This is a genomic window from Mesorhizobium sp. M1403, assembly GCF_040317695.1.
In the GTDB taxonomy this organism is placed as follows: Bacteria; Pseudomonadota; Alphaproteobacteria; order Rhizobiales; family Rhizobiaceae; genus Mesorhizobium.
The window spans coordinates 105,683-131,319 of sequence record NZ_JAMYKY010000006.1; the positions used below are offsets into that span (position 1 = coordinate 105,683).

Genomic DNA, 25,637 nt, shown 5'->3' on the forward strand with positions numbered 1-25,637 from the left:
AAAAAGTGACCGACGATCGGCGCGAAACGACCGTGATCTCCGAGAGAACGTGGCAAATACTGCCGTCAGGCCGGCAGGTTTTGCAGCCGGCCTGATGCAGAACGCATGCTGGCGGCAATTCGACGTCTTCTGTCGACCATCTGCGTCGCCTCAAGCTCGGCAAAATAGCTGACGGTATGCATCAAACCTTGCCTGAGCGGCACTTTTGGCGACCAGCCGAGAAGCTTCCTTGCACGGGAAATGTCGGGTTGCCGACGACGAGGATCGTCTTGCGGCAGCGGCAGGAATTTCAAGGCCGATCCGGTTCCGGTCATGCGCCTCACAAGGCCCGCCAACTGCAGGATGGTGAACTCCCCCGGATTGCCGAGATTGACCGGCTGGTGCGGGCTGGGATTGACCTCCATCAACCGGATCAAGCCGTCGACCAGATCGGAAACGTAGCAGAACGACCTGGTCTGCAGCCCGTCGCCGAATATCGTCAGCGGCCGTCTCTCGAGTGCCTGCACGATCAAATTGGAAACAATCCGTCCGTCCGCAGGGTCCATTCTGGGACCATAGGTGTTGAAGATGCGCGCGACGCGGATATCGGCTTTTCCCATTCTCAAATAATCGAAGCACAATGTTTCGGCGGTGCGCTTGCCTTCGTCATAGCAGGCGCGGGGGCCGATGCAGTTCACATGGCCGACATAGTCCTCCTTTTGCGGATGCTGTTCTGGATCGCCATACACTTCGCTGGTGGACGCCTGCAGGAAGCGGGCACCATTGCGGGCGGCGAGCTCCAGCAGATTGAGCGTCCCGATGACGCAAGTCCGCGTCGTGTGGACCGGGTCGGCCTGATAGCGTGGCGGCGAGGCCGCGCACGCCATGTTGAAGATGCGGTCCACCTGTTCGCCAAGCTCCAACGGCCGGCAAATGTCCTGCTTGATCAGCCGAAAATCCGGACGATCGGCGATCGATGCTATGTTCTCCATGCGGCCGGTAAGGAAATTGTCGACGCAGATCACGCGCCAGCCGGCCTGGAGCAATGTCTCGCAAAGATGCGAACCGAGGAAGCCTGCGCCGCCGGCGACAAGCACGGTCTTGGTCCGTTGCGCCTTTCTTGATAGCTGCATCTCTATTTTCTCCCGTCTGCGGGTCATGCTGCACTCTCGACATCCAGATCGAGAGCAGAACGTGGCGATTTGGCCCGCGCCAGCAGCGAAACGAATTCGCGGGCTCTCGCGGTGCTTGTGTGGGCTGCCAGGATGAGCACGCGCGCTTGCCTGGCCATGGCAAGCCGGGCGCAGTCGGATTCCCCAGACAGGATGCCGATCACGTCCTCGGTCCTGCGCGCCGTGTGGATCGTCCGCTCTGGAAACAGGCTGTCCAGTCCGGCCCAGCTATCGCTGATGATCGCCGTGCCGCAGGCGGCTGCCTCGAAGAGTCGCACGCTGGGCGACCATCCGGCCGCGATCATGGAACTGCGCGTGACGTTCAACGTGTAGCGTTGGCGGCTGTAAAAGGCCGCGTGATCTGCCGGTGGCAGGTGTTCGATGCGATCGACATTGTCCGGCCAGGCAATTTCACGCGGATATTGCGAGCCGGCCACGACGAAGCGGCGCTCCGGCATGCGACGCGCCGGTTCGAACAACAGCGCCTCCAGCGTCGCCTGGCGGTCGGGGCTGTAAGTGCCGAGATAGCCGAGATCCCAGCGGATTGGATCACCGGTTCCGTGGTGCCGTTCCGGGTCGACGGAACAGTAGAGCGGCTCGGCCCGCCTCGCGCCGAATTCCGCCGTCAGACGGGCAAGCGTCGGTCCGCCGGTGAAGGAGAAGTAGACGTCGAAATACGGAACCTGCCGCCTGGCAATGTACTCGCAATCATCGGTTGAAAGTTTCGCCAGCGTAACCGGCGTGTCGATATCGTAGAAGCAGAACTGACCCGTGCACAGCGACGCCACGACGTCGATGATTTCAGGGCCTTCAGGAACGAAGGACCCGACGACTACGATATCGGCCTCGCGCAGGCAGCGCGCGAAATTGCGGCGAAGATCATCGGTCGTTTCATAGTAGCGCAAGGCGCAGAAATCGGGATCGCGCAGATCCCGGTGACTTGCGTACCACGGCACGTCGCGTTCGAGAAAGGTGACGCGGTGGCCGAGTTCGCGGAGACCTTTAAGCAGCCCCCGAAAGGTGGTGGCGTGGCCGTTTCCCCAGGACGACGAGAGTGACAGGCCAAGAAAGACGATGTCGAGTGGCTTTGTCATTCCGCCGCCTCCACGGTCGGACGCTCGAAATGGCGCCTGAAAATGGCGTCGGCCAAAACGGCCCGTGTCGTATAAGTATGTTCGCCAAGCACCCGCCGAAGCGCAGATGCCCCGATCGCCTTGGCCCGTTCGGCGCTAAGGCTTTGCATGATCTCGGCGACATCGTCGCCATCGCGCGCGACCAGGATTTCCTCACCGGGTTTCAGGAACAGGTCGACACCGAGCCAGGCGTCGGTGATGAGGCATGCGCCGGCGCCCGCGGCCTCGAAAACGCGCGTCGCAGGCGAAAAGCCGTTGGCCGCCATGCTGTCGCGGCTGATGTTCAGCACCGCCTTGGCCGTGACGTTCAGTGCATTGTGGTCACGCGTGCCGACATGGCCGAGCCATCGGACATTGGCGGGCATCTGCTTGTCGCCCCAGCCCGATCCGCCGAGCAGGAAGCGCTGATCGGCCAGGCGGCTGGCCGGATCGAGGAAGAAAGCCTCGACGCGTGCCTCGCGGTCCGGCAGCCGATTGCCGAGAAAGGCGAGATCGCAGGCAAAGCGCATATCCTTGCCGACAGGATGATGCGTTTCCGGATCGAGCGCATTGTAGATCGGCACGCATTCGGCGGCCCCCATGGTCCGATAGGCCCAGACCACGGGATCGCCGCCGCCATAGGTCAGCACGAGGTCGATTTCCTGCAGCGCCCGATGCAGCGGATGGTCGGGCTCGTCGCGCAACTGGCCAAGCGTCGCCGGCGCATCGACATCCCAGAATACGGTGAGCGCATCGGCACGGGCGTGATCGAGCACCGCCCGCAACAGCGCGTCGTCGGCGAAACCGACGCCACTCGCCTTGACGACGATGTCCGCCTCGGCCGCCCGCGCCGCCACCTGCATGAGCGCATTCGGGGTGGCCTCGTAGACGACGACGGCACACCAGTCCGGCGCCTCGATGTCGCGGTTCTTCTGGCGATCGTAGACGTCCGGCTCGTAGAAAGTGATGTCGTAGCCGAGCCTGGCCAGAGCCTTGAGCAGCCCGCGGTAATAGGTCGCCGCGCCGTTCCAATAGGACGACAGCAGGCTCGACCCGTAAAATGCGATCTTCATTCGGCGGCCTCCTTTGCAAGGATCGTATCGGCGGCTTGGCGGTGCCCGCATTCGGCGAGCATGCCGAACAATTCATCCGCCCGATGCCGGCATGTGTGCCGTGAGCGAATTGTCTCGAGGCCCGATGTCGCCAGAGAAGCGGCGAGATCCGCGTCACGCAGCACGGCGCGAAGATGATGCCGCATCTCGAAGCCGGTGTTTGCAAACAGGAAATCGGTGCCCGGCCTGAACAGACGTTCGACATCGGACCACGGCGCCGAAACGAGTGGGATGCCGCAGGCGAGCGCCTCGAACATGCGGATGGTCGGGATGCCGGGCAGGCTTTCGCGATATGGACGCCGCGGGATGTGAACCGTGATGCGGTTCGCCGCGAATGCCTTCGGCACGTCGGCATTGGCGATCCAGCCTTCGTAGCGCAGGCCGGCGGTGGCGAGGTCGGCGAGCGCCTCGCGTGGATAGCGGACGCCGTGGACAGTGCCGCTCAGGCCAAGTTCATGCACCGGGTCGACCAGGAACTCCCTGATTTCGGTGCTGCGCTCGTCGTCGCCCCAATTGCCGATCCAGATCAGGTCGGCGCTACGCTCGATTTCAGGATGGGGCTGGAACAGATGGTCATCGGCCGCCTCGTGCCAGGTGAAGACCCGCTTGCCCCATCCGGCGCGAAGATAGCTCTCCCGCAGCGCCTCGCCGAAGGCGAGCACGCCGTCGTAATGTTCAAGCTGCAAGGCGGAAATCGCTTGCGTGGCCGAGATGGCGCGATGGTGCGTGTCGTGGAACAGCAGCGTGAAACGCCCGCCAATTGCTTTCGCCCTACCCAACCGCGCGACAAGGTCCGGCGCGGTCCACTCGTGCACGATCACCACATCGGCATCGGAGATCCAGGCTTCGTGGTCGAAGGCGGCGTCATAGGTGACTGTCATCAACTCGGGAAAATCATTCCGGAATCGCTCGATCGCGAAGGACCCTTTCTCGGCCAGCAGGTTCGACCGGCTCCAGCCGTCGGCGGGCTCCAGCGCATTCGCCTGGTGCCCACGCGCGACCAGCTCGCGCATGATGCCGCGCAGGAAATGTGCGTTGCCGTGGTTCCAGTCGGAAACAATCGAATGGGTGTAGAACAAAAACCGCATAATCAACTATCCGCCATGGTGGCCAGGGCCGCCTTGTCGTAGACGCCGCGCATGGCGGTCGCCTGTCTTGCCAATGAAAATCTGCGACTTCGGCGGGCGGCTGCCTCACCGAGTTCTCGCCGGCGCTGCGCGTCGCTGCAAAGACCATTGATGCATCTGGCGAGATCGCCCGGATCGCGCACGTCGTAGAACAACGCCGCGCCGTCCCATAATTCGCGGTAGGTCGAGATATCGGCTAGCACCAAGGGCGTCGCCGACATCGCGGCTTCCAGCGTGGCGAGGCCGAACGGTTCGTAGAGCGACGGCGATACGAAAATGCCGGCCCGCGCCATCAGCGAGCGCACTTCCTCGTGCGGTACCGGCCCGACGGGAACGGCGTGGCTGAAGCCAACATGCTGGCCGTCCGGCCCTTGCAGCGAACCGGCGACGAAGACCGGCCATCGCGTCAGCGAGGCGGCATGGTCAAGCACCGCCGCATTCTTTCCTTCATCCCACCAGCGCGCGGCGGCGAAAACGACCGATTCCCGTCTTTCGCCCTTCGCGCCGGGCCGTGCGCCGTTGCCGACGACGCTCAGCCGCGCGATCGGCCCGTAGCAGGTTTCGAGCATGTCGGCATGGCTGCGGCTGGGTGCAACGACAATGCCTGCTTTGTCGAGACCGCGCCGGTTACGGTCCTTCTGCCAGGCCCATTCGCCGTCCGCCGCCTGTCCCTTGACGGCGTGGAACCATGTCACGACGCACGAATGCGACACCGCAACGATGGGGCAGGGCACATCGAGCGCCGCCGCCTGCGTCGGCGCGTTGAGATGGACGACGTCGATAGCGTAGTCACAGATGAGTGGGCGCAACTCCTGCTGCAATGTGTCGAGAACGTGCTCGTTGCGGGTCATCCAATCGGGCGGCGTGTTGAGCCATGTCAGCGCCGCAAGCGACTGGGCCTCCTCGGCCTGGTGCCTGGACGGTTCTGGACCAAGCCCGGCAAGCACGACGCTGTCGCCGCTGGCGACCAGTTGCCTGGCCAGATCGAGCGCATAGCGCCAGACGCCGCCAACCGCATCGACAGTCATCAGGATGCGCCGTGGCGGGCTCAGTGTCCGCAACATGTAGCCTCCAATTCGGCCAGCGGACGCGGACGCTTCTCCTGGATGTCGCTGAACGTTCGGAAGGATGCGAGGTAATGTTCATGCGCGCGCTCCCAGGCGAGGTCGTCCGGCTCGCCCCAAAGTTCGCGATAGCTGGGCGAACTCGGATAGGGATAAAGCGGCACCGGCTCGTTGGCCCAAACGCCGTTGTCGATCAGGTGCTTTCGCCAATAGTCGACCAGCGCAGGATCGTCCTCGACCACGCCGATCAGATTGGCCTGCACGAACGGCACGTGGCGCCTTGCGTCGACCAGCAGCGCGGCCAGTTCCTCGGTGCCCAACCGGCAGCGTTTTGCCAGCATGGCGCGGCCTTCCACCGTCAGGCTTTCGAGCCCTGCCTCGATCGAGACGCAGCCGGCAGCGCCGAGCAGTTTCAGCAGTTCCGGTTTCCAGAGGTCGATACGGGTCTGCACGCCGAACTTCACATCGCGATCGACCAGCGCCTCCAGCAATGCCTTTTGCGGCAGGAAGATCTCGTCGATGAAGTAGATGTAGCCGACACCCTGTGCGATCAGCCGGTCGATCTCGGCGATCACTGCGTCATGGTTCCGGCGGCGATAGGCATCGCGGAAATCGATCTTGGCGCAGAAGCTGCAATTGTACGGGCAGCCGCGCGACGCCTCGACCTCCGCCCCGAAACCAACCTGGTCGTCGTCGAAGCGGTGATGATGGTGCGAATGGGCGGCAATCCAGTCCGATGGCCATTCGAGCGCTGGGTGATCGATGAACGAGCTCGCATGGACGCCGCCGTTCGAGACCAGTTTTCCATCCTCGAAACGGGCGGTGGACGGCACTGCGCTCCAGTCGTCGCGCCGGGCAAGTTCCGCGACCACTTCCTCGCATTCACCGCGCACGACGATGTCGACGTCAAGCTTGCGCAAAGTCGGCGCCGGTGTCGCCGAGCCATGCGGACCGACAGCGACGGTGCGGCCGCCGCGCCCGGCAAGATGGTTGAGGAAATCGGCCGGCACGCGCAACTCGGGCGGTGCGCACCGCCAGAACAGGTAGGTCGGCGCGGTGCTGACGACGGTCATATCGGGCTCGAAGGAGCCGACGCGATCGGCGAGCGCGGCGTTGTCGAGCTTCTGGATCTGCCCGTCCAGCATCAGCACCTCGTGGCCGGCGGCTTCGAGCAAGGCTTTCGAATAGCCGAGTTCGAGCGGCAGATGCGGCTGGCGGCAGCCGAAATAGATGCTGTCCTGGTAGGTCCAGGACGGATTGACCAGGGCGACCTTCATGCCACGTACCTCGCCGGTTCGGGATGCGGGTCGAGGCGATGACGCTGCAGCCAGTCGGCGAGGTCGCGGATGCCGTTTTGCCATGAGACGTGCGCTTTCCACCCCAGCGCCGCCTCGATCGCGCGCGTGTCGGCGACGAAGAACGGTTGGTCACCGGTGCGTTCGCGGTCGTAACGGATCGGAACGTCCCGTTTCGTTACGTCGCGAATCTCCTTCAGCAGCATGCGCAGGCTGACGGCGTTTTCCGGTCCGCCGCCGAGATTGAATGCTTGCCCCTTGACCGCCTCGATCCGGTCCAGCACCGCGCGGTAAGCCGCTACCGCGTCGGCAACATGGAGGATGTCGCGCACCTGCTTGCCATCACCATAGATCGTGATGGGCCGGTCGGAGAACGCGCTAAGCAGGAAATGGGCGACCCAGCCCTGATCCTCCGTCCCGAACTGGCGCGGTCCATAGATGCAGCTCATGCGCAGCACCGCCGTCGGCAGATCGTATGACTTGGCGTAGTCGAGGACATACTGGTCCGCCGCGCCCTTGGAGCATCCATAGGGCGTGCAAAAATCGAGGCCGCGCGTCTCGTCGACGCCGTGCGCACGGATGCCCGCATCGCAAGGCGCGTAGTTGCCGTCCTCTTCGCGCATGGCGAGATCGGCGAGGCGGCCATAGACCTTGTTGGTGCTGGCGAAAACGACGGGTATGCGCTTGCCGCTGCGGCGAGCGGCTTCCAGGACGTTGAACGTGCCGCGCAGGTTGATGTCGAAATCCTCGTCCGGCCGAACCAGGCTGGTGGTGACGGCGGTCTGCGCGGCAAAGTGGAAAACCGCCTTCGAACCTGCGACCAGCGGCGTGAGCGCCTTTGCGTCACGGATATCGGCGATTTCGACGGCGAGGCGGTTGCCGTGCTTTTGCGTCAGCCATTCGAGGTTCTGCTCGACGCCGGGACGGCTCAGATTGTCGATGACCAGCACCGGCTCGCCGTCCGACAACAGGCTGTCGGCGAGGTTCGAGCCGATAAAGCCGCTGCCGCCGACAATGGCGATGGGCGCTTCGCGAAAATTGCGTGAATCCGGTCTCATGATACCAGCCCTCGCGCTTCGAGTTCCCGCTTCATCTCGGCGCTGCGATCGATGGCGACCGTGTTACGCACCCATGCGACGAAATCGCCGAGCGAATGCTCCAGCCGGTACTGCGGCTGGAAGCCGAGCAGTTCGCGCGCCTTCGAGATATCGGCAAAGCAGTTGCGGATATCGCCGGCGCGTGCCTTGCCGAGGATTTCCGGCTGGCGGCCAGGCACGCCCATCGCCTCGGCAAGCAGCCGGGCGACCTCGCTGACCGCGTAGGCGCGCCCGCTGCCGATGTTGATGACGTGGCCGCACGCCTGGGGCTGTTCCAGCGCCAGCCGGAAGGCGAGGGCAACATCGCGTACATGAACGAAATCGCGCTGCTGTTCGCCGTCTTCGAAAATCAGCGGCCGCTGCCCATTGGCGATGCGGGAGGCGAAGTTCGCCAACACGCCGGTATATGGGTTCGAGAGCGCTTGTCCGGCGCCGAAGACATTGAACAGGCGCAGCGCCACCGCGTCGACGCCATAGGCTTCGCCGAAGATCAGCACGGCACGTTCCTGGGCATATTTTGTCAGCGCGTAGATCGAGGCGAGGTCGACCGGTTTTTGCTCGTCGGTGGGCAACGGCGACAGGACTTCACCTTCCGGCGACAGGGGATTCCATTGGCCGCTGCGGATGTCGTCCGGCTGCCGTTTTACATTGTCGATGCGCCGGCCGTCCGGCGTGGCATAGAGACCCTCGCCATAGACACTCATCGATGACGCAACGACGATCCGTTCGATCGGGCGTTTGATCAGCGCCTCCAGCAACGTGGCAGTGCCGAGGTCGTTGGCGCCGACATAACGGGCGATCTCGTACATGGACTGGCCGACGCCCACTTCAGCCGCCAGGTGAATGATCGCGTCGACATCTTCGACGGCTTCGGCGATGGCGTCGCGATCACGAACGTCGCCTTTGATCAGCTTGGCACCTGGCGGCAGGCTGATTGCCTCGCCGCCATGCACCTGATCCAGCAGCGCATCGAGAATTGAAACCCCATAGCCATGTTCAACGAGTTCCTGGGCGACGTGGCGGCCGATGAAACCGCAGCCTCCCGTGACCAGTATACGTTTCACGACAGCTCCTCATACGAATGGCTTTGCCGCCCCAAACTTCCGGGCGAAAGGTTTGTTCCCTTGCTTCAACAAAGTTCAGGAGGCTCGCCGGGGTAGGTTTCAACCAGGCGTGGGAACATCGAAGGCTGCTTGGTGTTAGGAGCCATGTTCGACCAACCGCGCGCACATGCCGGGCAGCGATGCATCTGCTGGTTGTGCAACGCGGGGGATCTCGCGGTGGAATCGAAGGGAGATTGCGATGTCTGAATCGAAGACGACCACCGATCACGACGAAATCCGCCGCTGGGCCGAGGACCGCGACGGGCGGCCGGCGGTGGTGCGCACCAAGGGCGAGGGCGGCATATTGCGCATCGACTTCGGCGAGCCTGAAGAGACGTTTGAGCCCGTTGAATGGGACGAGTTCTTCAGGATCTTCGATGAGAACGAACTGGCCTTCCTCTACCAGGATGAGACCAGCGGCGGAAAGACCAGCCGCTTCAACAAATTCGTCGAGCGCAGCCGGAAAAGCTAACATCGTCTAGTTGCCGGCGGCGGCCGTGGTTAGTGCAGCAGGTTTGCTCCACGTGCCTTGACGATGTTTCGCATGATGCCGTTGAGCCAATCCTCTGTCGAGGAACCAGATCGTCTGTTGTCGATTTCGCCGATGGCCTGCTCGAGCGTTCGCTCGACCAGCCGGTCGGAAGCATCCATGTCTCCCAGCAGCAGACGTGCCGCGAGCCGGAGCTTAGGCAGAAGCGAAAATACGTCGTCTGAGGGCTCGGACGCTCGGCCTCCTTTCGATGCCGACGTCTCGGCCGGAAAAAGAGCGTCGAAAACAGCCTGGCCGTCCGAGGACTTTCTGAGACTGCTGGCATATCGAAGGCGCTCAGGAATAACGATGTCTTCATCGCCGCTGAAAAACACGAACGGCACGCCACGGCGCATCAGTTCGTCCGCTATCGGGAATACCCGTCTTCCGTTGAGATTGACGTCCAGGATCGCAGCTTCCGCCTCCTCCGTGTGTTTCGACGCCTGTTCGACCGTCGCCACGGGGCCAAGTACGACGGCGCCCATCTTGCTGAAATAACGTGCAAGATCGCCCGCCAGCATCCATTCGTCCTCGACGATCAGGATATGCAAGCCTTGCAGGTCGCGCACCTCATTGATCCTTCTTCCTGCGGGTTTTACGGCTGTCGGCGCAGACTTGTTCAAAGTGACGGGCCAGAACCTCTTGCAACCGTTCCGCGAGCGCGAGCAGGCGAGGCGGAATGTTCTCAGACACCGGGAACTTGGTCAGGTCCGGCGAGGGCAACAGGATGCGCTTGGCCGGCTTTATTTCAGGTGGTCGTTTTGCCATTGGAACCGCCTCCAAAGTCAAATGTTAATGCCCACCGACGGTGCTTTGTTCCGTTGGTAGACTATTCGCTGGCCGGAGGCTCGGCGCGGTCTTAGTCTAAGGCCCGATTTGGCGGCTTTGTGTTCGCGGCGGTTGTCAGGGGCGTGGCGTGGCATCCCAGAATGGAAGATTTCCCATTGTCGGTGTCGGCGCATCGGCCGGCGGCATTCCCGCGATGGAGGGCCTGTTCAAAGGACTGACCGGCGGCACCGGCATGGCGTTCGTCGTCGTCACCCATCTCAGCCCGGAGCGGGAAAGCCTGCTGCACGAGGTCATCCGACGTTATACCGAAATGCCGGTCGTCGTGGCCGAGGAGGGCGCAGCGGTCCAACCCGACCAGGTCTATGTGATGCCGCAAAACGTCGTCCTCACCATCCGCAAGGGCGCGCTTTCGCTGCGCAGGCCGAACACGCTCAACCGCGAGCGCAAGCCGATCGACATCTTCTTCAGCGCATTGGCCGAGGACCAGGGCGAGTATGCCGTCGGCATTATCTTGTCGGGTGGTGATTCGGACGGCACGCTCGGCGCCAGGGCAATCAAGGAGCATGGCGGGCTGACCATTGCCCAGGCGTCCAACGGTTCCGCCCCACGCAATCCGGACATGCCGCAGAGCGCGATTTCGAGCGGCCTGATCGACATAGCGGCGCCCGCCGAGCAGATCGGTGCAAAGCTTCAGGCGTTTGCCCGCGGCTTCGATGTGCTGCACGGACTGACCGAGGCGGACGACGAACACAAGGCCGGGATGGATCGGGCCCGCGATGAAATCTACGCCATTTTGCGCAGCCATTCCGGTCACGACTTTTCCGGCTACAAGACCAAGACGTTCCTGCGTCGCGTAAAGCGGCGCATGCAGATCACGCAACTGCAGTCGGTCACCACCTACATAGAGCGGCTGAAGAGGGATCCCGACGAGGTGGCGAAGCTGTTTCGCGACCTGCTCATCAACGTCACCAGCTTTTTTCGCGACGCCGAAGCGTTCAAATTGCTGGAGGAAAAGATCATACCGCAGATTTTCGAAGGCAAGAACGCCTCCGATGCGGTGCGTGTCTGGGTGCCCGGCTGCGCCACCGGCGAGGAGGTGTTCTCGATCGGCATGCTGATGCGCGAGCGCATCGAGAAGCTTTCCGCGCCGCCGCGCGTCCAGATATTCGCGACCGACATCGACGAGCCGGCGCTCGCGGTGGCGCGTGCGGCGCGTTATCCCGAAGCGCTGCTGCACGGGCTTTCGCCACAGCGTAGGCAACGCTTTTTCAACAGCGACGGCGCGAGCTACGTGCTTGGCAACGAGGTGCGCGAACTGTGCATCTTTTCGCCGCACAGCATTATCCGCGATCCTCCCTTCTCGCGCATGGATATGATTTCCTGCCGCAACCTGCTGATCTATTTCGGCCCGCAGATCCAGAACCGGGTGATTCCAATCTTCCATTACGCGCTGAGGCCGGGCGGCTATCTGTTCCTCGGCACCTCGGAAAGCGTCGGTCAGCACGGCGACCTTTTTGCCACGGTCGACAAGAAGCATCGGATTTTCCAGGCGCGGGAACATTCCACGCCGCGGCCGCTGGTTCTGATCGGCAATGGCCCCACGGGTGCCCTTCCGGTCGGACGCGGCGGCTCGACGAAGGATGCCGCCAGCCATTCACTACGCCAGGCGATCGAGGCTCAGGTGCTGGAGCGGTTCGCCCCGCCTCACGTTCTGGTCAATGGCGATGGCGACATCGTCTACTATTCGGCGAGGACGGGCAAATATCTGGAAGCACCGCAAGGCGCCCCGAGCCGGCAGTTGCTGACACTGGCCCGCCGCGGGCTGAGACTTGAGCTGCGCGCCGCGTTGCGGGAGGCAGCCACGACGCGCCGCACGGTCGTTCGGGAGAACATAGCGGTCGAAGAAGACGACGGACAGCTTCAGTTCATTACACTGATGGTCGAGCCGTACACGGAACGCGGCAATGGCGAGCCCCTCTACCTCGTCCTGTTCAATCCGGTGGGACAGGCCCAGATCCGCTCCGATCCGGCACGCGAAAGCCGCGGCGCCGAAGATGCGACCGATCTCGAACGGGAGTTGCGCGACACGCGCGATCGGCTGCAGTCGACCATCGAGGAATACGAGACCGCGCTGGAGGAAGTAAAGTCTTCGAACGAGGAACTCGTCTCCGTCAATGAAGAGGCGCAGTCGACCAATGAGGAGCTCGAGGCCTCGAAGGAGGAGATGCAGTCGCTCAACGAAGAGCTCAACACCATCAACGCAGAGCTGACTGGCAAGATAGAGGAACTCGACCGCGCCAACAGCGATCTCAGAAACCTGTTCGAAAGCACGGAAATCGCCACCATCTTCCTCGACCGCAATCTTGTGGTGCGGACCTTCACTCCCGCCGCGTCGTCGTTCTTCAACTTGCGTTCGTCCGATGTCGGCCGACCGCTGACCGATCTTTCGAGCCAGCTCGACTACCCCGAGTTGAAGCGGCACATCCAGGCGGTGTTCGAGACGGGAGAGACCCTGAACCATCACCTTGCGCGCGACGACAAGGGCCGGTTCTACCTGGTTCGCATCAACCCTTACCGGGACAAAGGCGGCCGCATCCAGGGCGTGGTCGTGACCCTGATCGACGTGACGACGCTGGCGCAGGCGGAAGAGCGTCAGCAGGTGCTCATCTCGGAGCTGAACCATCGCGTCAAGAACATGCTGGCGGTCGTCGCCAGCATCACCAACCGGACGCGTGAAAACTCGGCGTCGAAAGACGAGTTCGCCGAAGCCTTGATCGGCCGGCTGCAGGCGATGTCACGAGCCTACAGTCTGTTCTCGCGAGAAAGCTGGACGGAAGCCTCCGTCGAGGAACTGCTGCGCCAGGAACTCGATCCCTTTGGGGCCGAACGGTTCGAGCTCGATGGCAAGCGGGTAAGCCTCAAGCCTGTGCAAGGGCTCTCCTTCGGCATGGCAATTCATGAGCTGGCGACGAATGCCGCCAAATATGGCGCACTGTCGAAACCTGCCGGGCGGATAGTTGTCAAATGGTCGGTGGCGGATGGCACCTTCAAGCTCGTCTGGCGCGAGAAGGGCGGCCCCCGCATCAAGGAGCCAACCGACAGCGGCTTCGGCCTTACCCTTCTGCGTGGAGAAATCGGTTACAGGCTGGGCGGAAAAGTTGAAACAAGCTTCCGCTCAAATGGTTTGGAGGTGGAAATTGCATTCCCTCTGACCCGCGAGGGCTCGTCGTGACCGGAAAGGTGCGTGTGCTGATCGTCGAGGATGAATGGCTGATCGCCGACGACGCGGCGGCTTACCTGCGCAAGGCCGGCCATCAGGTGGTTGGGCCGGTTTCGTCGGTGACGGCGGCCCTCCGGCTCGTTGGCGAAGGCGGGATCGACGCGGCGCTATTGGATATCCAGCTGAACGATGAAACCAGTTATCCGGTCGCGGAGGCATTGCGGGGGCGAGGCGTGCCGTTCGCTTTCCTCTCCGGGTATGGCGAACGAGAAATTCCGGCAGGTTTCCGCACTTGCAGGATCGTGCAGAAGCCGGCGAGCCAGAGTGCGATCCTGAATGCCGTGGATGAACTCGCGCGAGCCGGCTGAGGTCATGATTTTGAACCAAGTCACATCAGCATAGTGCGTGCCTGCCGCTAACAACGAACGCCTATGGCAAGATCCGCACCGGTACCGATTTGGCGGCCGGGACATGAGCCTTCTCGGCTCTGTGCCAGAGAGGAATCAGCGGGTTGAGCTCGGGATAATAACCGGCGCAATTTCCCTCCGGCACTGAGAAAGGCGTGATGCGCAGCCCGCGCACGCGGCGCTCCACGCCATCCTGCGCATTGGCTTCGAGATCGACCTCCTGTCCCGCGCTCAAGCCGAGGCGCTGGATGTCCTTTTCGTTCATCAACAGCACCATGCGTGTGCCGCTGATGCCGCGCAGCCGGTCGTTGTAGCCGTAGACGGTCGTGTTGAACTGATCGTTGGAGCGCACCGTGATCAGTGTCAGCACATCGCGGCCGGCGACATCGATGTCAGGATCGGTTTCAAGGCCACTTGGCAGCTTGAAATTGGCCTTCTTGTTCGGCGTCTCCCACACCCGCTTGCTCGCCTTGATGTCGCGATGGAACCCGCCGGGCGTCAGAAAGCGCTTGTTGAAGTCGCGGAAATGCTGGGGGTAGCAGCGCTCGATCTCGTCACGGATGCGGGAATAGTCGCCACCCCATTCATCCCAAGGGATCGAACTCCTGCCCGGCACCGTCGCCTTGGCAAGTTCGGCGACGATCCTGGGCTCGGAAAGCAGATGCGGCGAAGCCGGAGGTCGCGATCCGAACGAACCATGGATACAGGCAGTGGAATCCTCTATCGACACCCTTTGATCGCCACTCGCCTGATGATCTCTTTCCAGCCGTGACAGGCAAGGCAGCAGATAGGTTGTCCGGCCGGCGATGAGGTGGCTGCGGTTGAGCTTGGTCGCGATCTCGACATGCAGGTCGAGCCCACGCCAGGCTTTCTCGACCAGGCCGGTTTCCGGCACGGCCCGCACGAAATTGCCGCCGAGCCCGACGAAGCCCTTGACCGATCCGTCGATGACGCCTTCGCAGGTCTCGACCGTATCGAGACCTTTCTCACGCTTCGGTTCAAAGGCGTAGAATTCGGCGAACTTGTCGAGCGGGACGAGCTCGGGTTTTTCCGATATGCCGACGGTGCGCTGTCCCTGGACATTGGAATGGCCGCGCAGCGGCGAAATACCGGCGCCGGGTTTTCCGATATTGCCGCGCATCATCAAAAGGTTGCACAGCATCTGGACGTTCTCGGTGCCGTGCCGATGCTGGGTCAGGCCCATGCCGTAATTGCCGATCACCGCGTTGGCATGGCTGTAGACCTCGGCGACATGCTCCAGATCGGCCTGCGCAATGCCCGATCGTGCGACGATATCGCTCCACTGGGTGTTGCGCAGGAAGGCTTCGAACTCGGCGAAGCCATGCGTGTGCTCGGCGATGAAAGCCGTATCGAGGGCACGCGTCCTGCCGCTTTCGCGGGCGGCATCGTCGAGCGCCAGCAACGCTTTGGCGATGCCCGTTATCGCGGCGATGTCGCCGCCCGAACGGACCTGGAAGAAGTCGCTGGACATTTTGGTGCCCGGTCCGGGCGACAGCATGTCGATGGAGTTTTGCGGATTCTTGAAGCGCTTCAGTCCCCGCTCGGGCAAAGGATTGAAAGTGAAGACGGGCACGTTGCGTTGACGTGCCTCTTGCAGCGGATGCAACAGGCGCGGCGCCGTCACCCCGGTATTGTGCCCGAAGAAGAGCATCATGTCGCATTTCGCAAAGTCTTCGAGCTGCACGGTCCCGACCGGCGAACCGATCGATTCCGGCAAGCCGACCGAGGTCGATTCATGACACATGTTGGACGAATCGGGCAGGTTCGAAGACCCGTAGATCCGCGCAAAAAGCTGATACATGAACGAGGCCTCGAGCGAGGCGCGGCCGGACGTGTAAAATACCACCGATTTGGGATCGAGCCGTCGCAATTCGGCAGCTATGTCGCGGAATGCATCGTCCCAGGAAACCGGTTCGTAACGGTCGACGGCGGCATTGTAGCGCATGGGCTCCGTAAGCCTGCCCTGTTTCTCCAGATCGTGGTCCGGCCAATCGAGCAATTCCGCCACCGAATGCTCGGCGAAGAAAGCGGGTTCGCAGCGCAGCTTGGTCTGGTCCCACATCGTCGCCTTGGCGCCGTTTTCACAGAATTCGAAAGGCCTCGGCTGAGCTGGCTTTGCCCATGAGCAAGACACGCACATATAGCCGTCGGCCTTGTTCTGCTTGAGCAGCGTGCTCCATATCCCGGACAATAGCAGGCCTTCGCCACGCGCCTTGCGGACCAGCGATTTGAGCGATCCCCAGCCGCCTGTCGGGTGGTCGTATTTCTTGGTTTCAATGCGATCGGTTACCGCGGGTTTCATGCAAGCCACTCCCTGTAGAAGAGCACTCACACGAACCCGCCGTGAGGCTGAATGTTCCCGGCCGGCTCCGTCCCGTCACGCCGTCCGTCTAACCGGAACCATTTCCGCCATCGTTTGTTCGGTTCAAAGAAAGGAGCCGTGCGAAATGGAGCGACGTAACGCGTTAATTGCAATGGTGATTTCGGCCATCATCATCGTCGGCTTCCTCATAGGCTTTTTGTACGGCGATATGGGCTGGCAGACTTCGCCGCTCAAAAGAGCCGCTGAACAGAACCAGGGTGGCAATGCTCCGGCCGATACCTCGCCTGCCGCCGGCATCAAGAAGAACCCCAAGGAAAATACCGAAATGCCGGGCCAGCAGTGAAGGCGAGTCCAGCCATGAAGTTAGCCAATGCCACGAACTGAAACGGGTTCCTGTTTTTGCGGCGCCATAACGGCGCAAATGCGCGGCGAGCCGTTCTGGGTTTGCTCCGATCACGACGACGACTGTCGCAAGGCGATAGGAAGCCCGCTAACGGTGTGGGTCGGTTATCGGCCTTCTGAATTCACCTTGCTCACCGGCATACCGAAGACCTTTTCGAAAACCCCCGGTGTGCTCCGGTCCTTCTGCGCGGATTGCGGAACATCGATCGGCTATGTCGACCAGGGCCTGCCTGACGAATTCTATCTGGCGATCGGCTTCCTAGATAATCCGGAACGGTTTCCGCCACAGGCCCACGCATACTGGGACATGAGGTTGCCCTGGGTCGCCTTTCCAGACGAGCTGCCGCGGGTGGGGACGTATTCGAGGCGGCGAGATTCGGCCTTCGGAAATCCGGCGGAACGCTAGCTTTCGATCCCCTCGCTGGTTGGAAAACGTGCCCATTCGGGCTTCGTACGAAAACGACAATTGGCGCGCGGCTGAAAACGCGCGATCATGTGTCAATGGGCCGCCGTTTGGATGACAAGCTCGATTGCAAGGCGTGCGGGACGATCCTGATGGAGATTCCCGACAACCCGAAGGATTCCACACCGATCTATTGCAGCAATTGCGGCGCCTATCTCGGCGAATGGGGCGATCTGCAGGAGGATTTCTTCAGGCAGGCGTTCGGTGCCCAGGCCTTCGACCTGAACAACGGAAACATCATCAAGAAATAATCCTGGATTGTGCGGGCACCCCGCCGGCCCCAAGCTACGGCCTGTGGACCCGGGTCGTTGCGGCAATCGCCGTTCGTATCGGACCCTCGGGAACCTTTCTCCCGAGCCGCTTGTTTGGGTGCGGAAGGAGAAACGCCATGAGCACGAAACCTCCCCCTGTGCCGCCGAAGAATCTGAGCCCAAAGGGCGCCGGTGACAAAAAATCGGTAGCAGCCGACCAGGCACCGCAATCCACCGTCCCCGATCCCGACAAGCAGGGTCAGCAAGGCAATACGAAGGTCAACACCACTCATCAACGCAACGTCCAGGATCGCTAGGCCATGTCCACGTCGAAGAAAACTCCTGCCAGCATCCGCCAGGGCGGTCCCGGCGCTGCGCACGAAAACGCCAAGAAGCTGCTGAGCGTCGAAAAGCCGCCGGCCGATTCAGACCTGCGCAGCCACAGCAAGGTCTCCGGCGGCGGCGGCGAACGCGACAGCCACCATACCCATGACCCCGAAAAGAAAGGCGACACTCGGCCGGCGCATCAGGACAAGTGAAGTCGGGCGGCGACGCGACGACCGATGGGGCTCGAGCGAAATGTCAGCGGGGACGGCGCGCCAAGGCAATCGGCACGACGTTGTCGACATTGACCACCGGCAAATCGAACAGCATCGGAAGCCCCCGCGTCGCGGCCATTTCCACGATCAGCTCCTCGATGGAGTGATCGGTCAGAAGGGTTTCGACGCCCAGCCGGATCATCGCCGCCAGCTTGTGCACCGGCACCGGCACGGACTTCGCCCGGTCGTCGAGCAACTTGCTGATTTCGATCACGACGTCGGCGTCGATATTCCTGGGCAAGTCTCGCATAAGCGCCTCCCCGCCAAACGAAACGAAAAGCCCGCCGCACCTTTCGATACGGCGGGCGATCCAGTAATGCGCACCGGCGAGGGGATCGGGGGTGGGCGTGCCGGCGCGCGCAGATCGCAAGTAATTTTAGTTAAATCCGCCAACTTCGATGTGTCACGGAAAAACGTCTGTACGTTTTTTACCGAACCGCGCGGATCGTTAGCTGTCCCCGCCGTCGCGCGGCGCGGCAGCACAGACGGGCGATCCTCTGTCCTCCGGACAGCGAGCTCAAACAGTATACATTATAGACTTGAAATATCTTGCCAGGTGATCCAGCCTGTGCTCCACTTGAGCCGGGAACAATGGCTGACAGGTCGATTTCTGCCGATATATGGCTGCATTTCAACGGCACGACTGCGAGATCACAGCCTCAAACGATATACGAAATCTTCGCATGGGAAGGCGTGGATGACGGAAACGATAGAGCTCAAACGGGTTGGCGATGGCAATCTGCGTGCCCAGGTCTATCAACAAGTCCGGCTGACGATACAGCATGGCGAATTGGCGCCTGGCCAGAAGCTGGTGGATGTCGATATTGCCGCCCGGCTCGGCATTTCCAGAATGCCTGTCCGCGACGCCTTGATGCAGTTGGTGCATGAGGGCTATCTCGTCGGCACCACACGCGGCTTCACGCTGCCCACGCTTACTGCAACGGATGTCGCCGACATCTTCGAGGTCCGCCGGTTGCTCGAGCCGCGGGCCGCCGCGCACGCCGCACGGACACTTGACGCCGCTGGCCTCAAGACCCTGGCAGCCGCGCTCCGGGAGGCAGAGGCTGCGGCCGCAGATGGCGATGCCGACCGCTTTTTCCAGGCCAATTCGGCATTCAGGAATTGTTGGCTTGGCGCGGTCGCGAACGAGCGTCTTTCACAAACGATTGCCCGCTTCGCCGACCATGTACTCGTCGTCCGTTTAAGGACGCTGTCGCACCAGCCGACGCAGGCCGTTATCGTGGCCGGCATGCGCGCCATCTACGAGGCATTCGTCAAGCGCGACGCCGTCGCCGCTTACGACCGCATGACCCACTTCATTCAGAACGCCGAGGAGCGTTTCATGAAGCTGAGCCCACCGTTTCAAAACTCCGACGGCGAGGGCAAGAGCATGTCACGGCGGGGGAAATCATGATCAGGAAACAGCACCCGCTGAAAGGGCCGAACAGGTTCAAGCTCGGCGTCTTTTCCATGAACGCCGATGGCGGCCTGGCAATGACTACCGTCCCCGAGCGCTGGCGTGCCCGCTGGGAAGACAACCTCAATTCCGCCTGCATCGCCGATCGCGCCGGCCTCGAGTTTCTGCTGCCGATCGCCCGCTGGCGCGGATTCGGCGGTTTGACGCATGTGCGGGAATGGTCGTTCGAGACTTTCACCTGGGCGGCGGGTCTTGCTGTCGCCACCGAAAACATCGGCCTGTTCATGACGGTGCATGTGCCGCTGGTTCATCCGCTGCAGGCTGCAAAAGCGCTGGCGACGGTCGACCACATCTCCAACGGGCGTGCCGGCTTGAACATTGTGTGCGGCTGGAACCCGGACGAGTTCGCCATGTTCGGGCAGACGGTCGGCGAGCGGACCTATGATCAGGCCGAGGAATGGATCAACATCATCGTGCGTGCCTATCAATCGAGGGAGCCGTTCGACTTCAGCGGCGAGTTCTATGATCTGAAGGGGGTCGTCAGCCGCCCGCCAAGCCTGCAGGCGCCACGGCCGGTGACCATGAACGCCGCCTTCGGCGCGCCGGGGCGCAACTATGCGGCGCGCCACTGCGACCACCTGTTTTCGACCTTTTCCGAAATTGCCGACGGCCGTGCGCATGTGGTCGACATCACCAACCGCGCGGCCGAAGTCGGACGCGAAGTCGGCGTCTATACGGTTTGTCACGTCGTCTGCCGGGAAACCCAGCAGGAAGCCGAGGATTATTACCGGCACTACGCGCTGGAATGCGCGGACGAGGGCGCCGTCGACGAGCATATGCGCAAGAAGAAGGAATTCGCGAACTCGCATGATGCGAAGGCCTTCACCGAATATCGGCAAAGGTTCGCCGGCGGTGCTGGAACTTTCCCGCTCATCGGCACGCCGGAAAAGATCGTCGACGACCTCACTGCGATCATGGACCAGGGTTATTCCGGCGCCGCCCTCACATTCGTCAACTACACCTACGAACTGCCCTTCTTCTGCGACCGCGTGCTGCCGCTGATGCGCCAGGCCGGGCTTCGAGTGAATTGATGCCGGCGACCAACATTCCGACGCCGTGGGTGGATGGGCACGACGCCATCAATCCGCGCGCGTTCAAGCAGGCGATGCGGGCCGTGGCGGGCTCGGTCGCCATTCTCGCGTCGGAACATGACGAGATCGGTTTTTGCGGCATCACGGCGACGGCTCTCTGCTCGTTCAGTGCCGAGCCGCCGTCGCTGCTGGCCTGCGTCAACCGCGGCAGCACCTTTGCCTCGGCCATTCGCGAAGGCTTGCCTTTTTCGGTCAATCTTCCCGCCGGCGATCAGGAGAACGTTGTGCGTGCCTTTGGCGGCATGACCAAAGCCAAGGGCGCCGCGCGGTTCTCGTCCGGATCATGGGTGCGTGGCGAAACCGGCGCGCCCTTGCTTGTCGGCGCGCGGGCAATGTTCGAATGCCGGGTGGCCGAAACCATCGTGCGGGCGTCGCACATAATCGTCATCGGCGTCGTCTCAGGCGTCGCGCTGGATCGCGCTCACCGATCGCCGGTCTTCTACGCGCATGGACGGTTCCTGACAGTAGCAGATGATGCCAGTTAACCGCCGTTCGCGTGGCGGCGCAGCGATTGCAATTTCAGATCGGCCCGATCATGGGCCGGATCATGGGCGAACTATCAAAGGGAGTACGGCAATGCGCATTTGGAAATCCCTTGTTCTGGCTGCACTCATGTCGGGTGTGGCGGGTATCGCCACGGCCGACGAGGTCGTCCTCAACGCGGTGCATTTTACGCCGACGCAGAACGGCTACGCCCAGAGCTTCCTGAAGTTCGTTCAGAAGGTGAACGAAAAGGGCAAGGGCGTGGTCCAGATCAACGTGCGTGGCGGGCCGGAGGTCATTCCGCCGATCCAGCAGGGCGCGGCGCTCAGGAGCGGCCTGATCGACGTGATCGACACGCCGGCAGGGCAGTTCCTCGAGCTCGTGCCCGAAGGCGAGGTGTTCTCCGCATCGACAAAGACGCCGTGGGAGGTTCGCGAGAATGGCGGCTGGGACTTCATCAGCGGAATTTTCGAGAAGAAGGCCAATGCCCATCTGCTGGCGCATGTCGACGCGGGCTCGGGCTTCAACGTCTTCACCATCGACGAACCCAGGCTCAACAGCGAAGGCAGCATCGACTGGAGCAGCCTGAAGATCCGCTCGTCGCCGCTCTATCGCGATTTCCTTGAATCCCTGGGCGCAACGGTGATCGTGCAAGCGCCAGGGGACGTCTACACCTCGCTCGAGCGCGGCGTCGTCAATGCCAACGCCTATACCGTGTTTGGCTATGCGTCGTTCGGCTGGGACAAGTTCACCAAATACCGTGTCGACCCGCAATTCTTCAAAACCGACGTGCTGATCTCGATCAACAAGGCCAAATGGGACACGCTGTCGCCCGAGGCGCAGAAGCTGCTTGCCGACACGGCCGTCGAATACGAGCGCGCGAGCTATGACGCCAATCTTGCCGAGTCGGAAAAGCAGGCACAGGCGATGATCGACGGCGGGCAGAAGGTGATCAGCTTGACCGGTGCCGGCCGCGACAAATTCCTGGCGGCTGCCACGCAGGCGAGCTGGGCGAGAATGGCCAAACGCGATCCCACCAACATCGATCAGTTGAAGAAATTCTTCCAGTAGCCGAGCGGAGGCTGCCTTGTAAGCCCTCCATCAAAGCTGGGCAAAAGCGGGGCAACGGTGGACATGAGGGTCGTCGGACATGGACAGATTGTTTGCAGCGATTGCGAAGCTGAGCCTTGCGTTGGCGGCGACGGCAAAAGTGGTGCTTGGCCTCATCATCGTCGCGGTGGTTGCTGATGTATGCGTCCGCAATCTGGGCCTGAGGCCGCTTGCCTGGGCAGTATCGGCGACGGAATACGGCCTGCTTTACGCGGCATTCCTGCCGATGCCCTGGCTGGTCCACAGCAAGGGCCATGTCTTCGTCGAGTTCCTGCGCAAGGCGCTGCCGATGCGGGCTCGGGCGGTGCTTGAAAAACTGGTCTATCTCGCCTGCATCGGCGTCAGCCTCTACCTTGGCAGCGTCGCCTTGTTTTCCCTGACAAGCGCCGTGGCGGGCGGCGAATATGAAACGCGCAGTTTCGACATGCCGAAATGGCTGGTCTTTCTGCCCATCATGCTCGCCTTCTACCTCTCCGCGCTGGAATGGCTCAGATATCTGCTCGGCCGTGACACGCTGTACACGCTGGATCCTCTGGAAATGGAAGGGCTCTGAACGGTGGCCTGGCTGTATCCATTCGCCGTGCTCGTTGGCACCATCCTCGTGTTGATGGGGCTTGGGCTGCCGGTCGCCTTCGCGTTCTTCGTCACCAATGTGATCGGGCTGTACCTGTTCTTCGGCGGTTCGATCGGCGTGACGCAGATGGTCGCCAACTTCTCCGACGCCGTCTCGACCTATGCGCTTGCTCCGCTGCCGATGTTTCTCGTCATGGGCAGCCTGTTCTTCCGCTCCGGCCTCGGCGAGAAAGTCATCTACGCGCTCGACCTGTGCATCGGCAATCTGCGCGGACGCCTCGCTTATGTCGTTCTCGCCGCCGGCACCATCTTTTCCGCGCTATCAGGCTCGAGCCTCGCAAATACCGGCATGATGGGCTCGCTGATGGTGCCCGAGATGCTGAAGCGGGGTTACAAGCCGCATATGGCCTACGGCCCGGTGCTTGGTGCCGGAAGCCTTGCCGTCATTATCCCGCCATCCTCGCTGGCCGTCTTGCTCGGCTCGCTGGCCCAGATCGACGTCGGCGCGCTGCTCATCGCGGGGGCTTTGCCCGGACTGCTTCTGGTTGTCATGTACGCGGCGCTGATTTTTGCACAGACGAAGATCGATCCGGACGCCGCTCCGCACTATCCGGTACCCGCCGTTCCTGCGGCCGAGAAGGTGAGGGCGGTTGCCGTCAACATCATTCCGATGAGCGTCATCGTGTTCATGGTGGTCGGCACGATCATCCTTGGAATAGCGACGCCGACCGAGTCGGCGGGGCTCGGCTGTGCCGCCGTCTTCGCCTTGTTGTTTGTCTACCGGCGGTTCAGCTGGTCGGTTGTCTGGAAGTCGCTGGACGATGCGATGAAGGTCACCGGCATGACCTTCCTGATCATCTCGGCTTCGACGACGTTTTCACAGATATTCGCCTTCTCCGGCGCCTCCAACGGCTTTATCCAGTTCATCGTCGGCTACGATCTTGGACCGTATTCCATGCTGCTCATGATGGTGCTCGTCATCCTGCTGCTCGGCATGTTCATGGATCAGGTCTCGATGATGCTGATCACGCTGCCGATCTTCCTGCCGATCGCCCAGCAATTCGGCTACGAGCCGGTATGGTTCGGGCTGATCCTGCTGCTCGCCTACGAGGTCGGCTTCACCACGCCGCCGTTTGGTCTGCTGCTGTTCATCATGATCGGTGTTGCGCCGAAAGGCACATCGCTCAAGACGGTTGCCATGTCAGCGGCACCCTACATCGCGCTGACGCTTTTGCTGATCCTGCTGATTGTCCTCTTTCCGCAGATCGCTCTCTTTCTTCCGAATTTGATCTAGTCGAACTCGATCCAGCAGGTGTCCAAATGCGCTTTGCCTATCTTGCTTTCTTCCATGATGACCGCGAGGCAAATTTGGCCATCGCCGGTGAAGACGTTGATGCCGTGCGGCGGGTGATTGCATCGACGCCGGGCCTTGCGCTTGCAAACATCTATCTGCCCGAAGTGGCGACGGACATGTTCAACAAGGATGGCCCACCGCCGGTCTTTGGCTTCCAGCTCTATTTCGACGAATTGGCGGACATGGAGGCGGCGCTGGCGCCGTCCGGCCATCTGCAGGCGCTTGCCGCACCGGGTATGCTGTCGAGCGTCGCCGGTTCGAGGCCGACGCAACAGGCTATGTGCGTGCGTCCGTTTCCCGTCGACGACGCTGGCGTCAAGACGTCGGGGCTCCCCTGCAGCTATCTTGTCCACTATCCCGGGCCGGCCGAGGACATGAATGTCTGGCTCTACCACTATGTGACGCATCATCCGCAATTGATGCGCGGCTTTCCCGGCATTCGCCACATCGAGGTTCTGTCGCGACTGGATTGGTGCGGCTCGCTGCCCTGGCCGCGCATCGACCATATGCAGCGCAATCGCGTCATGTTCGACAGTCCCGCGGCATTGACGCACGCGCTGCAATCGCCGGCGCGGCTGGAGATGCGCGCCGACTACAAGACTTTCCCGCCGTTTTCAGGCGGCAGCCGGCATTTCCCGATGTCGACGGAAGCCGTGCATCCTTTGCCGCGGGCCACATAGCGCAAACAGGTTTTGCCGACGCCGAAAAATCTCTGGAGATTTCATGTACGACTTTCGCAAGAAATGTGTCTCTCTCGATCGCCTCATCGGCACGTTCTGCGCCATCCCGCACCCGGTGGCGGTCGAAGTGGCGGCCGCCAGCGGGGTCGATTTCCTGTGCATCGACTGGGAGCATTCGCAGATCGGCCGCGAACGGCTCGAGGATCTGGTTCGCGCCGCCGATGTCCACAAGGTTCCCGCGATGGTGCGCGTTCCCGGCCACACGCCGGAGTGGATGGCGGCCGCGCTCGACGCCGGCGCGTCGGGCGTGCTGGTGCCGCGCGTCTCCACGGCCGAGCAAGCGCGCATGGCGGTCATGGCCTGCCGTTATCCGCCGGTTGGCGCACGCGGTGTCGGCCCGGGCCGCGCCGCCGGTTATGGCTACAGGATTCCGGACTACCTCAAATCGGCCAACGAGGTCCTGACGGTCGCCATCCAGGTCGAGACGGCCGACGGCCTCGCCAATATCGACGACATCGTCCAGGTCGACGGCGTCGACGTGGTCTTCATTGGCCCCGGCGACCTGTCGGTCTCGATCGATGCGATGGGGCCTGCCGGCCAGGACAAGCTCAATGCCGCGATTGTCAGGATCGCGGCTGCGGCGCGCGCGGCCGGCAAGGCCGTCGGCATCTTTCGCCCTTCGGCGGATGATATCGGCAAATGGTCGCGGCACGGCATCAGCTTCTACATGCTGGCCAGCGACACGATGTTTCTCGGCGCCGGCCTTGCCGCCGGTGTCGTCTCGGCGCGCAACGCCTCATAGCA

General features: G+C 62.2%; 28 protein-coding genes. 16 read left to right on the plus strand and 12 right to left on the minus strand.

Features of this window, described 5'->3' with window-relative positions:
* Positions 1–65 precede the first annotated feature (65 nt).
* The 8 genes from NKH01_RS13445 to NKH01_RS13480 are packed head-to-tail and all read right to left on the minus strand — an operon-like array spanning position 66 to position 9,022.
* Positions 66–1,112, minus strand: coding sequence for a UDP-glucuronic acid decarboxylase family protein (locus NKH01_RS13445; RefSeq protein ID WP_353020462.1), 1,047 nt, complete (start codon positions 1,110–1,112; stop codon positions 66–68).
* A 23-nt stretch (positions 1,113–1,135) separates the two neighbouring features.
* Positions 1,136–2,245, minus strand: coding sequence for a CgeB family protein (locus NKH01_RS13450; protein WP_353020464.1), 1,110 nt, complete (start codon positions 2,243–2,245; stop codon positions 1,136–1,138).
* On the minus strand, positions 2,242–3,336 hold the full coding sequence (locus tag NKH01_RS13455; RefSeq protein ID WP_353020465.1) for a CgeB family protein: 1,095 nt from the start codon (positions 3,334–3,336) through the stop codon (positions 2,242–2,244). The genes NKH01_RS13450 and NKH01_RS13455 overlap by 4 nt, the downstream gene beginning before the upstream one ends.
* A complete protein-coding gene (locus NKH01_RS13460) occupies positions 3,333–4,463 on the minus strand; it encodes a CgeB family protein (protein ID WP_353020467.1) in 1,131 nt (376 codons plus the stop codon). Before NKH01_RS13460 ends, NKH01_RS13455 begins: the two co-directional genes overlap by 4 nt.
* A gap of 2 nt (positions 4,464–4,465) precedes the next feature.
* A complete protein-coding gene (locus NKH01_RS13465; protein ID WP_353020469.1) occupies positions 4,466–5,566 on the minus strand; it encodes a glycosyltransferase family 4 protein in 1,101 nt (366 codons plus the stop codon).
* Positions 5,551–6,843, minus strand: a complete 1,293-nt coding sequence (locus NKH01_RS13470) for a TIGR04295 family B12-binding domain-containing radical SAM protein (protein WP_353020470.1) — start codon at positions 6,841–6,843, stop codon at positions 5,551–5,553. Before NKH01_RS13470 ends, NKH01_RS13465 begins: the two co-directional genes overlap by 16 nt.
* Positions 6,840–7,919 (minus strand): NAD-dependent epimerase/dehydratase family protein, encoded by a 1,080-nt coding sequence (locus NKH01_RS13475; RefSeq protein WP_353020471.1) that lies wholly within the window; start codon positions 7,917–7,919, stop codon positions 6,840–6,842. The genes NKH01_RS13470 and NKH01_RS13475 overlap by 4 nt, the downstream gene beginning before the upstream one ends.
* Complete coding sequence (locus NKH01_RS13480; RefSeq protein WP_353020472.1) at positions 7,916–9,022, minus strand: NAD-dependent epimerase/dehydratase family protein; 1,107 nt, start codon at positions 9,020–9,022, stop codon at positions 7,916–7,918. The genes NKH01_RS13475 and NKH01_RS13480 overlap by 4 nt, the downstream gene beginning before the upstream one ends.
* A 238-nt stretch (positions 9,023–9,260) precedes the next feature.
* Here NKH01_RS13480 and NKH01_RS13485 point away from each other — a divergent pair, with 238 nt between their 5' ends.
* Complete coding sequence (locus NKH01_RS13485; RefSeq protein WP_023716631.1) at positions 9,261–9,533, plus strand: hypothetical protein; 273 nt, start codon at positions 9,261–9,263, stop codon at positions 9,531–9,533.
* A 29-nt stretch (positions 9,534–9,562) separates the two neighbouring features.
* On the opposite strand, the gene NKH01_RS13490 is transcribed toward NKH01_RS13485, so the two are convergent.
* Complete coding sequence (locus NKH01_RS13490) at positions 9,563–10,111, minus strand: response regulator (RefSeq protein WP_352547433.1); 549 nt, start codon at positions 10,109–10,111, stop codon at positions 9,563–9,565.
* Between the two features lie 49 nt (positions 10,112–10,160).
* Positions 10,161–10,358 (minus strand): hypothetical protein, encoded by a 198-nt coding sequence (locus tag NKH01_RS13495; RefSeq protein ID WP_352493915.1) that lies wholly within the window; start codon positions 10,356–10,358, stop codon positions 10,161–10,163.
* A gap of 148 nt (positions 10,359–10,506) precedes the next feature.
* On the opposite strand from NKH01_RS13495, the gene NKH01_RS13500 reads away from it, so the two are divergent.
* A complete protein-coding gene (locus NKH01_RS13500; protein ID WP_353020475.1) occupies positions 10,507–13,611 on the plus strand; it encodes a CheR family methyltransferase in 3,105 nt (1,034 codons plus the stop codon).
* Positions 13,608–13,967: a response regulator gene (locus NKH01_RS13505; protein ID WP_353020476.1), complete on the plus strand. Its 360-nt coding sequence runs from the start codon at positions 13,608–13,610 to the stop codon at positions 13,965–13,967. Before NKH01_RS13500 ends, NKH01_RS13505 begins: the two co-directional genes overlap by 4 nt.
* Before the next feature lie 61 nt (positions 13,968–14,028).
* On the opposite strand, the gene NKH01_RS13510 is transcribed toward NKH01_RS13505, so the two are convergent.
* Positions 14,029–16,329: an FdhF/YdeP family oxidoreductase gene (locus NKH01_RS13510; protein ID WP_353020478.1), complete on the minus strand. Its 2,301-nt coding sequence runs from the start codon at positions 16,327–16,329 to the stop codon at positions 14,029–14,031.
* A gap of 145 nt (positions 16,330–16,474) precedes the next feature.
* On the opposite strand from NKH01_RS13510, the gene NKH01_RS13515 reads away from it, so the two are divergent.
* The 5 genes from NKH01_RS13515 (at position 16,475) to NKH01_RS13535 (ending at position 18,005) form a co-directional block, all read left to right on the plus strand.
* Positions 16,475–16,693: a hypothetical protein gene (locus NKH01_RS13515; protein WP_352482798.1), complete on the plus strand. Its 219-nt coding sequence runs from the start codon at positions 16,475–16,477 to the stop codon at positions 16,691–16,693.
* 27 nt (positions 16,694–16,720) lie between these two features.
* Complete coding sequence (locus NKH01_RS13520; RefSeq protein WP_502912623.1) at positions 16,721–17,158, plus strand: GFA family protein; 438 nt, start codon at positions 16,721–16,723, stop codon at positions 17,156–17,158.
* Between the two features lie 149 nt (positions 17,159–17,307).
* Positions 17,308–17,466, plus strand: coding sequence for a hypothetical protein (locus tag NKH01_RS13525; RefSeq protein ID WP_023716639.1), 159 nt, complete (start codon positions 17,308–17,310; stop codon positions 17,464–17,466).
* 137 nt (positions 17,467–17,603) lie between these two features.
* Positions 17,604–17,783 carry a hypothetical protein gene (locus NKH01_RS13530; protein WP_353020482.1) on the plus strand — a complete coding sequence of 60 codons (180 nt, stop codon included), beginning with the start codon at positions 17,604–17,606 and terminating at the stop codon, positions 17,781–17,783.
* A 3-nt stretch (positions 17,784–17,786) separates the two neighbouring features.
* The gene (locus NKH01_RS13535) at positions 17,787–18,005 is read left to right on the plus strand and encodes a hypothetical protein (RefSeq protein ID WP_353020484.1); all 219 of its coding nucleotides are present in this window, start codon (positions 17,787–17,789) and stop codon (positions 18,003–18,005) included.
* A gap of 43 nt (positions 18,006–18,048) precedes the next feature.
* On the opposite strand, the gene NKH01_RS13540 is transcribed toward NKH01_RS13535, so the two are convergent.
* Positions 18,049–18,279 carry a hypothetical protein gene (locus NKH01_RS13540; protein ID WP_352884728.1) on the minus strand — a complete coding sequence of 77 codons (231 nt, stop codon included), beginning with the start codon at positions 18,277–18,279 and terminating at the stop codon, positions 18,049–18,051.
* A gap of 342 nt (positions 18,280–18,621) precedes the next feature.
* Here NKH01_RS13540 and NKH01_RS13545 point away from each other — a divergent pair, with 342 nt between their 5' ends.
* The 8 genes from NKH01_RS13545 (at position 18,622) to NKH01_RS13580 (ending at position 25,635) form a co-directional block, all read left to right on the plus strand.
* On the plus strand, positions 18,622–19,479 hold the full coding sequence (locus tag NKH01_RS13545) for a GntR family transcriptional regulator (RefSeq protein ID WP_353020486.1): 858 nt from the start codon (positions 18,622–18,624) through the stop codon (positions 19,477–19,479).
* Positions 19,479–20,573, plus strand: coding sequence for an LLM class flavin-dependent oxidoreductase (locus tag NKH01_RS13550; protein ID WP_353020647.1), 1,095 nt, complete (start codon positions 19,479–19,481; stop codon positions 20,571–20,573). Before NKH01_RS13545 ends, NKH01_RS13550 begins: the two co-directional genes overlap by 1 nt.
* Positions 20,573–21,118, plus strand: a complete 546-nt coding sequence (locus tag NKH01_RS13555; RefSeq protein ID WP_353020488.1) for a flavin reductase family protein — start codon at positions 20,573–20,575, stop codon at positions 21,116–21,118. Before NKH01_RS13550 ends, NKH01_RS13555 begins: the two co-directional genes overlap by 1 nt.
* A 91-nt stretch (positions 21,119–21,209) precedes the next feature.
* Positions 21,210–22,187 carry a TRAP transporter substrate-binding protein DctP gene (gene dctP, locus NKH01_RS13560; protein WP_353020490.1) on the plus strand — a complete coding sequence of 326 codons (978 nt, stop codon included), beginning with the start codon at positions 21,210–21,212 and terminating at the stop codon, positions 22,185–22,187.
* Positions 22,188–22,266: 79 nt separating this feature from the next.
* Positions 22,267–22,779: a TRAP transporter small permease gene (locus tag NKH01_RS13565; RefSeq protein ID WP_023716647.1), complete on the plus strand. Its 513-nt coding sequence runs from the start codon at positions 22,267–22,269 to the stop codon at positions 22,777–22,779.
* Positions 22,780–22,782: 3 nt separating this feature from the next.
* On the plus strand, positions 22,783–24,093 hold the full coding sequence (locus NKH01_RS13570) for a TRAP transporter large permease (RefSeq protein ID WP_353020492.1): 1,311 nt from the start codon (positions 22,783–22,785) through the stop codon (positions 24,091–24,093).
* Between the two features lie 26 nt (positions 24,094–24,119).
* Positions 24,120–24,833, plus strand: coding sequence for a hypothetical protein (locus tag NKH01_RS13575; protein ID WP_353020494.1), 714 nt, complete (start codon positions 24,120–24,122; stop codon positions 24,831–24,833).
* Between the two features lie 43 nt (positions 24,834–24,876).
* Positions 24,877–25,635 (plus strand): HpcH/HpaI aldolase family protein, encoded by a 759-nt coding sequence (locus NKH01_RS13580; RefSeq protein ID WP_353020496.1) that lies wholly within the window; start codon positions 24,877–24,879, stop codon positions 25,633–25,635.
* Positions 25,636–25,637 lie beyond the last annotated feature (2 nt).

Coding starts and splice junctions, on each gene's coding strand:
- NKH01_RS13465 (WP_353020469.1), bottom strand. CDS start 5,566: ATGTTGCGGACACTGAGCCCGCCACGGCGCATCCTGATGACTGTCGAT.
- NKH01_RS13495 (WP_352493915.1), bottom strand. CDS start 10,358: ATGGCAAAACGACCACCTGAAATAAAGCCGGCCAAGCGCATCCTGTTG.
- NKH01_RS13535 (WP_353020484.1), top strand. CDS start 17,787: ATGTCCACGTCGAAGAAAACTCCTGCCAGCATCCGCCAGGGCGGTCCC.
- NKH01_RS13520 (WP_502912623.1), top strand. CDS start 16,721: ATGCCACGAACTGAAACGGGTTCCTGTTTTTGCGGCGCCATAACGGCG.
- NKH01_RS13445 (WP_353020462.1), bottom strand. CDS start 1,112: ATGCAGCTATCAAGAAAGGCGCAACGGACCAAGACCGTGCTTGTCGCC.
- NKH01_RS13450 (WP_353020464.1), bottom strand. CDS start 2,245: ATGACAAAGCCACTCGACATCGTCTTTCTTGGCCTGTCACTCTCGTCG.
- NKH01_RS13485 (WP_023716631.1), top strand. CDS start 9,261: ATGTCTGAATCGAAGACGACCACCGATCACGACGAAATCCGCCGCTGG.
- NKH01_RS13455 (WP_353020465.1), bottom strand. CDS start 3,336: ATGAAGATCGCATTTTACGGGTCGAGCCTGCTGTCGTCCTATTGGAAC.
- NKH01_RS13510 (WP_353020478.1), bottom strand. CDS start 16,329: ATGAAACCCGCGGTAACCGATCGCATTGAAACCAAGAAATACGACCAC.
- NKH01_RS13575 (WP_353020494.1), top strand. CDS start 24,120: ATGCGCTTTGCCTATCTTGCTTTCTTCCATGATGACCGCGAGGCAAAT.
- NKH01_RS13525 (WP_023716639.1), top strand. CDS start 17,308: ATGGAGATTCCCGACAACCCGAAGGATTCCACACCGATCTATTGCAGC.
- NKH01_RS13515 (WP_352482798.1), top strand. CDS start 16,475: ATGGAGCGACGTAACGCGTTAATTGCAATGGTGATTTCGGCCATCATC.
- NKH01_RS13460 (WP_353020467.1), bottom strand. CDS start 4,463: ATGCGGTTTTTGTTCTACACCCATTCGATTGTTTCCGACTGGAACCAC.
- NKH01_RS13580 (WP_353020496.1), top strand. CDS start 24,877: ATGTACGACTTTCGCAAGAAATGTGTCTCTCTCGATCGCCTCATCGGC.
- NKH01_RS13565 (WP_023716647.1), top strand. CDS start 22,267: ATGGACAGATTGTTTGCAGCGATTGCGAAGCTGAGCCTTGCGTTGGCG.
- NKH01_RS13555 (WP_353020488.1), top strand. CDS start 20,573: ATGCCGGCGACCAACATTCCGACGCCGTGGGTGGATGGGCACGACGCC.
- dctP (WP_353020490.1), top strand. CDS start 21,210: ATGCGCATTTGGAAATCCCTTGTTCTGGCTGCACTCATGTCGGGTGTG.
- NKH01_RS13490 (WP_352547433.1), bottom strand. CDS start 10,111: ATGCTGGCGGGCGATCTTGCACGTTATTTCAGCAAGATGGGCGCCGTC.
- NKH01_RS13530 (WP_353020482.1), top strand. CDS start 17,604: ATGAGCACGAAACCTCCCCCTGTGCCGCCGAAGAATCTGAGCCCAAAG.
- NKH01_RS13470 (WP_353020470.1), bottom strand. CDS start 6,843: ATGAAGGTCGCCCTGGTCAATCCGTCCTGGACCTACCAGGACAGCATC.
- NKH01_RS13475 (WP_353020471.1), bottom strand. CDS start 7,919: ATGAGACCGGATTCACGCAATTTTCGCGAAGCGCCCATCGCCATTGTC.